The sequence below is a fragment of the Arthrobacter sp. BGA-UO-ETr-C19 genome, from assembly GCF_059568005.1.
On the sequence record NZ_JCAQPC010000023.1, the window covers coordinates 313,142 to 323,326 of the forward strand.

10 protein-coding genes are annotated in these 10,185 nt (G+C 67.5%); 3 read left to right on the forward strand and 7 right to left on the reverse strand.

Annotated elements, in window-relative coordinates; translation table 11 throughout:
• Positions 1 to 2: 2 nt before the first annotated feature.
• The 5 genes from allB to AC57BR_RS17560 all read right to left on the reverse strand — a co-directional run bounded on the left by allB (position 3) and on the right by AC57BR_RS17560 (position 6,245).
• Entirely contained in the window at positions 3 to 1,346 is a 1,344-nt protein-coding gene (allB, locus tag AC57BR_RS17540) for an allantoinase AllB (protein ID WP_496362821.1), read from the reverse strand.
• On the reverse strand, positions 1,339 to 2,565 hold the full coding sequence (locus tag AC57BR_RS17545; RefSeq protein WP_496362823.1) for a glycerate kinase: 1,227 nt from the start codon (positions 2,563 to 2,565) through the stop codon (positions 1,339 to 1,341). The genes allB and AC57BR_RS17545 overlap by 8 nt, the downstream gene beginning before the upstream one ends.
• Before the next feature lie 48 nt (positions 2,566 to 2,613).
• Positions 2,614 to 4,392: a glyoxylate carboligase gene (gene gcl, locus AC57BR_RS17550; protein WP_496362825.1), complete on the reverse strand. Its 1,779-nt coding sequence runs from the start codon at positions 4,390 to 4,392 to the stop codon at positions 2,614 to 2,616.
• A 120-nt stretch (positions 4,393 to 4,512) separates the two neighbouring features.
• Complete coding sequence (locus AC57BR_RS17555) at positions 4,513 to 5,391, reverse strand: 2-hydroxy-3-oxopropionate reductase (protein WP_496362827.1); 879 nt, start codon at positions 5,389 to 5,391, stop codon at positions 4,513 to 4,515.
• 53 nt (positions 5,392 to 5,444) lie between these two features.
• Positions 5,445 to 6,245, reverse strand: a complete 801-nt coding sequence (locus AC57BR_RS17560) for a hydroxypyruvate isomerase family protein (RefSeq protein ID WP_496362829.1) — start codon at positions 6,243 to 6,245, stop codon at positions 5,445 to 5,447.
• A gap of 182 nt (positions 6,246 to 6,427) precedes the next feature.
• Between AC57BR_RS17560 and AC57BR_RS17565 the strand changes: the two genes are divergently transcribed.
• Positions 6,428 to 6,580 (forward strand): hypothetical protein, encoded by a 153-nt coding sequence (locus tag AC57BR_RS17565; protein ID WP_496362831.1) that lies wholly within the window; start codon positions 6,428 to 6,430, stop codon positions 6,578 to 6,580.
• Between the two features lie 111 nt (positions 6,581 to 6,691).
• On the opposite strand, the gene AC57BR_RS17570 is transcribed toward AC57BR_RS17565, so the two are convergent.
• Positions 6,692 to 7,105 carry an SRPBCC family protein gene (locus AC57BR_RS17570; RefSeq protein WP_496362833.1) on the reverse strand — a complete coding sequence of 138 codons (414 nt, stop codon included), beginning with the start codon at positions 7,103 to 7,105 and terminating at the stop codon, positions 6,692 to 6,694.
• Positions 7,102 to 7,416: an ArsR/SmtB family transcription factor gene (locus tag AC57BR_RS17575; protein ID WP_496362835.1), complete on the reverse strand. Its 315-nt coding sequence runs from the start codon at positions 7,414 to 7,416 to the stop codon at positions 7,102 to 7,104. Before AC57BR_RS17575 ends, AC57BR_RS17570 begins: the two co-directional genes overlap by 4 nt.
• A gap of 281 nt (positions 7,417 to 7,697) precedes the next feature.
• Between AC57BR_RS17575 and AC57BR_RS17580 the strand changes: the two genes are divergently transcribed.
• Positions 7,698 to 9,737, forward strand: a complete 2,040-nt coding sequence (locus tag AC57BR_RS17580; protein WP_496362837.1) for a rhamnogalacturonan lyase — start codon at positions 7,698 to 7,700, stop codon at positions 9,735 to 9,737.
• Between the two features lie 231 nt (positions 9,738 to 9,968).
• A complete protein-coding gene (locus AC57BR_RS17585; RefSeq protein ID WP_496362839.1) occupies positions 9,969 to 10,175 on the forward strand; it encodes a hypothetical protein in 207 nt (68 codons plus the stop codon).
• The last annotated feature ends 10 nt before the right edge of the window (positions 10,176 to 10,185 follow it).

Here is a 10,185-nt window from a genome sequence, read left to right on the forward strand (position 1 = left end):
CCTCAGATGCCGCCGCGGCGGATCAGCTTGCCGCCGGGGGTCTGGCCGTCCACCACGCTGCCGCGCAGGTACGTGCGGCGGACCACTCCGGAGAGTGCCTTGCCGTCGTACGGGGTGATGGGGTTCTTGTGCTTGAGCTTGGACACGTCCACCACGAAGGCCTCGTCCTGGGCGAAGACGGAGAAGTCGGCGTCGTAGCCCAGGGCAAGCTGGCCCTTGTTGGAGAGGCGGGCCAGGGCGGCCGGCTTCTCGGCCATCCACGACACCACCTGTTCCAGCGGGATGCCGCGGTGCCGGGCCTCGGTCCAGATCAGGGACAGGCCCAGCTGCAACGAGGACACGCCGCCCCAGGCCACGGCGAAGTCGCCGTTTTCCAGGTCCTTCAGGTCCAGCGTCGAGGGGGAGTGGTCGGAGACGATGCAGTCGATGGTGCCGTCCTGCAGGCCCTGCCAGAGGAGCTCGCGGTTGGATGCCTCGCGGATGGGCGGGCAGCACTTATACGCGGTGGCGCCGTCGGGGATTTCCTCGGCCATGAGCGTGAGGTAGTGCGGGCAGGTCTCCACGGTGAGGTGGACGCCGTCGCGCTTTGCCGACGCGATCATGGGCAGCGCGTCCGACGAGGAGAGGTGCAGGATGTGCGCGCGGGCGCCGGTCCAGCGGGCGCGCTCGATGACCTCGGCGATGGCCTTGTTCTCGGCGCCGCGGGGGCGGGAGGCGAGGAACGTGGAGTAGTGCGCGCCGCCGGGGTGGGGCGCGTGGTCAATGGCGTGCGAGTCCTCGGCGTGGACGATCATGAGCGAGTCGAAGGACTTCAGCTCGCGCATGTCCTCCTCCATCTCGTCCGCCTCCAGGTGCGGGAACTCGTCCACGCCGGAGTGCAGCAGGAAGCACTTGAAGCCGAAGACGCCCTCGTCGTGCAGCGGGCGCAGGTCGGCCTTGTTGCCGGGAATGGCGCCACCCCAGAACCCGACATCCACGAAGGCCTGGTCCTCAGCCACCTCGCGCTTGAGCTTGAGGCCGTCCACGTTCGTGGTGGGCGGGATGGAGTTCAGCGGCATGTCGATGATGGTGGTGACGCCGCCGGCGGCCGCGGCGCGGGTGGCGGAGGCGAAGCCCTCCCACTCGGTGCGGCCGGGCTCGTTGACGTGGACGTGGGTGTCCACCAGGCCCGGGATCAGGGTTTCGTCGTCGGCCAGTTCGATTACCTCGGCGCCGGCGAGGCCGTTGCCGAGCGGCTCGAGGGCGACGATCTTTCCGCCGCGCACGCCCACTTCACGGGCGGCGATCCCGGCGGTGGTGAGGATGCGCCGGCCCCGGATGACCAGGTCAAAGCGTTCTTCAGACATTCAGGGGCTCCTTCGTGTAAACACTGTCGGTCAGGTGCACGCCGATGTGCTGACCCAATTCTTCAAGCAGTCGGCCTGCTTCAGCTATACATATCTCTACATTGCGTTCCAGCGCCGTCAGGGGGTAGACCTGCCGGAAACCTGATGTCTGCTGCTGTTCCGGCGTCAGCGTTGTGCGGCCGCAGACGGCGAGCACCGGCACGCCGGCCGCAGCGGCAGCGCGGGCCACGCCCATGGGCGTCTTGCCCAGCAGGCTCTGTTCGTCGAGGCTGCCTTCGCCGGTGATCACCAGGTCCGCGCCAGCCAGCCGTTCTGCCAGCCGGGTGAATTCAAGCACGACGTCGATGCCCGGGCGGCGTGATGCCGCCAGTGCCGCGATGGCGGCGTAGCCGACGCCGCCGGCCGCGCCGGCGCCCGGCGCGTTGGCGGCCTTGACCGCGCGCGGCCCGATCTCCGCGGCGAGGACCTGGACGAAGTGGGCGAGGGCGGCATCCAGTTCGACGACGTCGACGGGGGTGGCGCCCTTCTGTGGCCCGAAGATGGCTGCCGCGCCTTCCGGTCCGAGCAGAGGGTTGTCCACGTCGCTCGCCAGGATGAAGCGCGATTCCTCCAGCCGGGCGTCGAAGCCGGAGAAGTCAATGGCCGCCAGGTCCGCCAGAGCGGCGCCGCCGAGGGGCAGTTCGTTGCCGGCGGCGTCGAGCAGCCTCGCACCGAGTCCCTGCAGCACGCCAGCGCCGCCGTCGGTGTTGGCGCTGCCGCCGACGCCCAGGATGATCTGCCGGCAGCCGGCGTCGAGTGCCGCGCGGATCAGTTCCCCGGTGCCCAGGCTGCTGGCAGTCCGGGCAGATTCCGAACCCGGCCGCCCGCCGTCGTGCTTGGACACAGCGGAGGGCGGGAGGACGGCGAGGCCGGACGCCGCGGCCATTTCGATCACGGCCTCCCGGCCGCGGACCGCGAACTCCGCCGTCAGCGGCTGCCCGGTGGGGCCGCTGACCACGGCGCGGCGGCGGGTGAAGCCGGAGCCGACGGCGGCGTCGAGGGTGCCCTCGCCGCCGTCGGCCACGGGAATCCGCAGTACCGCAAGGGTGCCCAGTCCCTCAGGGCTGCCGGGGCCGCCCGCTGTGGCGGAGCCCTTCCGGAGCCCTGTTTCAAGGTGCCGGGCGACGTCCGGGGCGGAGAGGGAGCCCTTGAACTTGTCCGGCGCGATCACGATGCGCATTGCTTGCCTATCTTCGGTACTTTTTGGTGCGGCTGGATTTGGACTGGTTTAGTCCTGCAGGGCCAGGATGGCGGTGGGGGCGTCGGCGGCGGTGGTGGCCAGTTCCTCGAACTCGTTCACGGCGTTGATCTCGAGGCCCATGGAGATGTTGGTGACCTTTTCCAGGATCACTTCAACCACCACGGGAACCTGGAACTCGCCCATCAGTGCCTTGGCCTTGTCGAACGCGGCCGGCATGTCCGCCGGGTTCTCCACGCGGATGGCTTTGCAGCCCAGGCCTTCGGCAACCTTGACGTGGTCCACGCCGTAGCCATTTGTTTCCGGGCTGTTGATGTTCTCGAAGGCCAGGGAAACGTTCTGTTCCATGTTGAACCCGCGCTGCGACTGGCGGATCAGGCCCAGGTAGGAGTTGTTCACCACCACGTGGATGTACGGCAGGTTGAACTGCGCGCCCACGGCCAGCTCCTCGATCATGAACTGGAAGTCGTAGTCGCCGGACAGGGCAACCACGGTCTCGTCCGGCTTGCCGCGGACAACGCCCAGGGCGGCCGGAGCGGTCCAGCCCAGGGGGCCTGCCTGGCCGGCGTTGATCCACTTGCGGGCGCCGAAGACGTGCAGCATCTGGGCCCCGGCGATCTGGGACAGGCCGATGGTGGACACGTAGGTGGTGTCCTTGCCGAACGCCTTGTTCATCTCCTCGTACACGCGCTGCGGCTTGATGGGGATGTTGTCGAAGTGCGTCTTGCGGTGCAGGGTGGCCTTGCGCTCGGCGCACTCGGCAACCCATGCCTTGTAGTCGGGCAGGGTTCCGGCGGCCTGGCGTTCGCGGGCGATCTCCAGCAGGCCGTCCAGGGCCGCGCCGGCGTCGGAGGCGATGCCGAAGTCCGGGGAGAACACGCGGCCGATCTGCGTGGGCTCGATGTCGATGTGCACGAACTTGCGGCCCGCGGTGTAGGTGTCCAGGCCGCCGGTGTGGCGGTTGGCCCAGCGGTTGCCGATGCCGATCACGAAGTCGCTGCGCAGGAAGGACTCGTTGCCGTAGCGGTGGCTGGTCTGCAGGCCCACCATGCCGGCCATCAGCTCGTGGTCGTCCGGGATGGCGCCCCAGCCCATCAGGGTCGGGATGACGGGAACATTCAGCAGCTCGGCCAGTTCCACCAGCTGCGCGGAGGCGCCGGCGTTGATGATGCCGCCGCCGGCCACGATCAGCGGGCGCTCGCCGGCCGTCAGCATGTCCAGGGCCTTTTCCAGCTGCTTGCGGGAGGCCTTGGGCTTTTCCACGGGCAGTGGCTCGTAGGTGTCGATGTCGAACTCGATCTCGGCCATCTGCACGTCGATCGGCAGGTCCAGCAGGACCGGGCCGGGGCGGCCGGAGCGCATCAGCTGGAAGGCCTTCTGGAAAGCGCCGGGGACCTGGCCGGGCTCCAGGATGGTCATGGCCATCTTGGTGACGGGCTTGGCGATGGACTCGATGTCCACGGCCTGGAAGTCTTCCTTGTGCAGCTTGGCCACGGGGGCCTGTCCGGTGATGCAGAGCATGGGGATAGAGTCGGCCCACGCGGCGTACAGGCCGGTGATCATGTCGGTGCCGGCGGGGCCGGAAGTGCCGATGCAGATGCCGATGTTGCCGTCGGCTGCCCGGGAGTAGCCGTCAGCCATGTGGCTGGCGCCTTCAACGTGGCGGGCCAGCGTGTGGCGGATGCCGCCGTGGGCCCGCATGGCGGAGTAGAAGGGGTTGATCGCCGCGCCTGGCAGGCCGAACGCCTCGGTGGCGCCCTCCTTTTCCAGGATGGCGACGGCAGCGTCTACGGTGCGCATCTTGGTCATGGTGTGCTCCTAAAATCTGTGGGAAAAGCCTGTTTTTGGGTGTACTGGGGGAGCCGCCGTCGTTAAGTACGACGGCGGGTCTCCGGTTTTGCTTGCTGTCCGGCTACTGCCGGAGGTGCTTTACTCGCGGCCGCTGAGCTGGAGGACCTGCTTGAAGAGGCCGGAGTGGTCCAGTCCGCCGTCGCCCTGGTTGACGGTGGCGGCGACGAGCTGCGCGACGACCGCACCGAGCGGGACGGCGACGTTGGCTTCGCGGGCGGCGGAGGTGACGATGCCGAGGTCCTTGTGGTGGAGGGCCAGGCGGAAGCCGGGGTCGAAGTTGCGGTCCAGCATCTTCTGGCCCTTCTGGTCCAGGACCTTGGAGCCGGCGAGCCCGCCGCCGAGGACCTTGAGGGCGGCGTCGGTGTCCACGCCGTAGGCCTCGAGGAAGGCGATGGCCTCGCCGAGGACCTCGATGTTGACGGCGACGATCAGCTGGTTGGCAGCCTTGACGGTCTGGCCGGAGCCGGAGGGGCCGACGTGGACGATGGTCTTGCCGACGGCGTTCAGGACGTCCTCGGCTGCCTCGAAGTCGGCCTTGTCGCCGCCGACCATGATGGACAGGACGGCATCAATGGCGCCCTGTTCGCCGCCGGAGACCGGAGCGTCGAGGGGGCGGATGCCTGCTGCTACTGCTTCCTCGGAGAGGCGCTTGGCGACGTCGGGGCGGATGCTGGAGGCGTCGATCCAGAGGGTGCCCTGCTTGGCGTTGGCGAAGACGCCGTCGGCGCCGCTGACGACACCCTCAACGTCGGGGGAGTCCGGCACCATGGTGATGACGACGTCGGCATCCTTGACGGCGTCCGCGATGCTGGAGGCGCCCTTGCCGCCTTCGGAGACGAGCTTGTCGATCTTGTCCTGGCTGCGGTTGAAGCCGGTGACGGTGTGGCCGGCCTTGACGAGGTTGATGGCCATGGGCAGGCCCATGATTCCGAGTCCGATGACTGCAACGTTGCTCATGATGGTTCTCTTTCTGAAGTCTGTGTTTTGTAGCGTTCGACGGCGGGTGGGGACTAGTTGGCGGCGTGTTCCCGGATCGCCCAGCTGAAGGCGGTTTCCTGCGGTTCCTTGTATTCGAGACCGATGTAGCCGTCGTAGCCGAGTTCGCGGCTGCGGGCGATCCACTCGCCGAGGGGAAGCTCGCCGGTTCCGGGAGCCCCGCGTCCGGGGTTGTCGGCGATCTGGATGTGGCCGAAGTCCTTGGCGTGGTTTTCGATGACGGCGGCGACATTGTCCCCGTTGACAGCCAGGTGGTAGAAGTCGGCGAGCAGCTTGATGTTCTGCGCGCCGGATTCCGCCTTGACCCGGGCGATCACGTCGAGCGCATCCTGGGCCTTGAGGAGGGGATACCGGGGCGCTCCGCTGACGGGTTCGAGGAGGACCGTGCCGCCGATCGCGGCAACGCCGGCAGCGGCCGCCGCAAGGTTTTCGGCGCCGATGGCGTCCTGCTTCTCGGCGGATTCGCCGTCCACGCGGTTGCCGTAGAGCGCGTTGAAGGCCTTGCAACCGAGGCGCCCGCCGATTCCGGCGACAACGTCGATGTTGTCCTGGAATTCGGTGGAGCGGGCGGGCCAGGAGACCAGGCCGCGGTCACCGCCCGGCATGTTGCCGGCGTTGAAGTTCAGGCCGGAGAGCTGGACGCCCGCGTTGGTGATGGCGCGCTCAAAAGCCGTGGTCTCGGCGTCGGAAGGGACTGAGCTCTCAAACGGCCACCAGAACTCGACGGCGTCAAAACCCGCCGCTTTCGCGGCTGCGGGGCGCTCGAGCAAGGGCAGCTCCGTCAGCAGGATGGAGCAGTTCACTGTGTACGTCATCGTAGGTCCTTCCGGGGAGGGGCTTTGATCTATCTTCCCTGCTTCTCGGTTGTTCTACCGTTTCCGCTTTGTGGAATTTAGATTCTGCTTTATGAAAAGTGTAGGGAAGGGGTGGCGGGGTAGTCAAGGGGCGTGGGTAGGGTGAAAGGACGACGCCGTCTGATTACCAGCGAGGAGTAGCCGTGGCCGCAGAATTCCGCATGACCGACGACGACAGGGTTGGCCCTAACGCAAGCCCGGCAGAAGACACGCTCGAGCTGCGGTTGCTTACTGTGGAGGACCGCGGACTGGGCGCCGTTGACTGGGCTGAGGGTGACGATCCGCTGGACGGGTAGCCAACATCCAGCGGCGCTGGAGCCGTCCTGAGGCTGCGTGCAAACGCAGGAAGGGCCGGCACCCGTGGTGCCGGCCCTTCCTGATTCTCGGGCTGTACTTGCGCTGCCGCCCTACGGCTGCGCCGCGTCGACAAGGACGCCGTCGATCCGCGACAGCACGCCGGGCCAGCCGTTGCCCATGCCCTGCAGGGCCTGCTGGCCCATCGGGGTATCAAGGTTGAAGCCGGCGTGCTCCAGGTGCAGGACTGTGCCGTCCTCCACAGTTTCGAGCGTCCACGTGATGGTGGTGTCCAGGGCGCCTTCGGCAAACAGGAATTTGATGGACGTGCCCGGGTCCACGCTGAGGACTTCGCACTGCTGTGTGCCCCAAGCGCCCATGTCGAGGGTGAAGCGGTGGCCGACGGCCGGAGCGATGTCACCCGGCGCCCACCAGCGCGCGAGCAGGCCTGGCGTGGTGAGTGCCTTCCAGACCGCCTCGGGCGGGTGCGGGAAATGCCGGGTGAGGCGGATCGTGTTGTCGGTCATGGTGAATTCTCCTCGTCCAGTAGGTTGCCCAGCGCGTCGAGGCGCCGGCTCCAGTAGTGCTCGTAATGCTTCAACCAGCTGCCCACCTCGGCCATGCCGGCGGCCTGGAGGTGATACACCCGATGCCTGCCGCGCCGCTCTTCCCGGACGAGCCCGGCCTCGCGCAGCACGGCGAGGTGCTCCGACGCTGCGGAGCGGCTCTGCTCGAGCAGGCCCGTGAGGTCCCCTGCTGTCCGCGGCCCGCTGCGGAGCTCGTCGAGTATGGTGCGCCGTGCCGGGTTGGCCAAGGCGCCGAAGACGTCGGGAAGCACGTCTGCAGGATATGTCGGAAAATTCCGAAATGAAAGTCGATGCCGGTCAGCGTGACTTGGCCAGGCGGCGTCTCAGTCGCGTAAAACGGGCGCCAATACGTCGCCGAGGTCTTGACCCCGGTCCGCAGCCACTGATAGACCTTAGGTGCGGAAAGCGCTTTCTTCGCATCCGGACCACTCCCTGCCAAACATGCGGAGGGTGACTTCGGCACAGGAATGAAACGATACAAACCGACCAGGGACGGCCCGATTCCGGCCGCCCGCATCAAAGGAGATGTTCTTTGGCATACCGCGACAACCGCTCCACCATCAAAGCAAAACGCAAAACCCGGAGGGCCCCATCCATAGCGACGGCAGCGTCATTGACCGCCGCCGCGCTGGCGTTCACAGGCGTTCCGCTCAGCCAGGCCGCACCCGTAACCCAAGCGCCGGCAAGCCACGCCGACGCCGGAGCAGCCGCCGAAGCCGGAGCCGCGCAACAAACCCAGGGCCCCAAGCGCCAGATGGAAAACCTGGACCGCGCCCCGGTGGCCGTCCTCACGGACCAGGGCGTCACGCTGGGCTGGCGCATGCTTGGCCTGGACCGGGACAGCATCGGCTTCCACGTGATCCGCGACGGCGTGCAGATCACCGACGAGCCCGTCCGCAACACCACCACCTACGTCGATCCGGAGGGAACGGCGTCGTCCAGGTACGTGATCAAGGCGGTGGGCAACGGCAACGGGCAGGACAAGCTCACCGCGGAGTTCACGCCTTTGGCCCAGAACTACCTCGCCATCAAGCTGGACAAGCCGGCCGACGGCGTCACCAAGGACGGCAAGCCGTACACTTACTCCGCCAACGACGCGAGCGTCGCGGACCTGGACGGGGACGGCACGTACGAGATCATCCAGTCGTGGGCGCCCTCGAACGCCAAGGACAACTCCCAGGCCGGCTACACCGGCAACGTCTACGTCGACGCGTACAGGACGGACGGCACCAAGCTCTGGCGCATCGACCTGGGGCACAACATCCGCGCCGGCGCGCACTACACCCAGGTGCTGGCCTACGACTTCGACGGCGACGGCAAGGCCGAAGTGGCGATGAAGACGGCTGACGGCACCAAGGACGGCGCGGGCACCGTGATCGGCGACGCCGGCGCGGACTACCGCAACAGCTCCGGCTACGTGCTGTCCGGACCCGAGTTCCTCACCGTGTTCGACGGCGGGACCGGCGCCGCCGTGGACACGGTCGCCTATGAGCCCGCCCGGGGCAGCGTATCCAGCTGGGGCGACTCCTACGGCAACCGCGTGGACCGCTTCCTCGCAGGGGTGGCCTATCTTGACGGCGAACACCCGTCCATGATGTTCAGCCGCGGCTACTACACCCGCACGGCCCTGGTCACCTATGACCTGGTGGACCGCAAGCTCGTGAAGCGCTGGAAGTTCGACTCTGACGAGGCCGGGGCTGAATACCGCGGCCAGGGCAACCACAACCTGTCCGTGGCGGACGTGGACCAGGACGGCAAGGACGAGTTCGTGTTCGGTTCCATGACCATCGACGACGACGGCAAGCCGCTCTACAACACCAAGCTTGGCCACGGCGACGCCATCCACACCTCGGACCTGGACCCGTCCCGCCCCGGACTGGAAACCTTCGCCGTACACGAGAGCATGGGCCAGAGCGGGAACCGCGGCGCCACCTTCCGGGACGCCGCCACCGGTGAGATCCTCTGGAGCATTCCCGCAACCAGGGACACCGGCCGCGGCGCTGCGGGTGACATCGATCCGCGGTACGCAGGCGCCGAAGGCTGGGCCGTCGGCGGAACCGCTGCCTGGAATTCACCCGTGGGGGAGCTCAGGTCCGCCAAGGGCGAGCTGATCTCGGAGAACATCCCGGCAGCGAACTTCCTGGCCTGGTGGGACGGCGATCCGCTGCGGGAGATCGTGGACCACGACTACGACGCCGCCACCTCCACCGGCGTGCCCACAATCTCGAAGTGGAACTGGGAAACCGAAACCAGCGACAGGCTCCTGACGGCCACGGGTGCGCGCAGCAACAACACCACCAAGGGCAACCCGTCGCTGCAGGCCGACCTGCTGGGTGACTGGCGCGAGGAGCTGGCCTGGCCGTCCGCCGACAGCACCGAGCTGCGGATCTACACCACCACGGCACCGACCGGGATGCGGCTCCGCACCCTGATGCATGATCCCGTGTACCGGACGTCCGTGGCCCGCGAAAACGTGGCCTACAACCAGCCTCCGCACCCGGGCTTCTTCATCGGCGAGGGCATGCAAACCCCGGCCATGCCGTCCATCAGCTACGCGGCCGCGCGGCAGTAGTGCAGGCCGGCGGTTTGGGGAGGCAGGAAACCGAATAAACCCCTGTTTGATGGGGCTCCGGGCTCGTAAAATAAAGGTGGGGCCGACGGCAAGAGCCCCGGAGAGCGATCCTTACGAGCCCGGGGCGCCTTCCCAACCGCCGCCGGCCCTTATGAATGCCGCCAGGTTCCGATCCGGTTACGCTCCGGCGGCAACTCTTCCCGCAAGGTCACGCTCATGTGACGATGGGGCATGAGCGACGAACTTATGGCGGCGGCACCCTCCGGCGGTGGCGCTCCCCGCAATCGAACGGCCGGACTGATCCACTCCGAAGGCTCCGAGGCAACACGGCAGATGCGAGAGCAGGCCAAACGGCGCCGGGAAGCAGAAGCGAAACTGCAGCTGCACCTGATGGAAACCCGCAACAAGTCGGCAGGCGCCCCGGACCCCGCACTCTGAGGGCACCGCC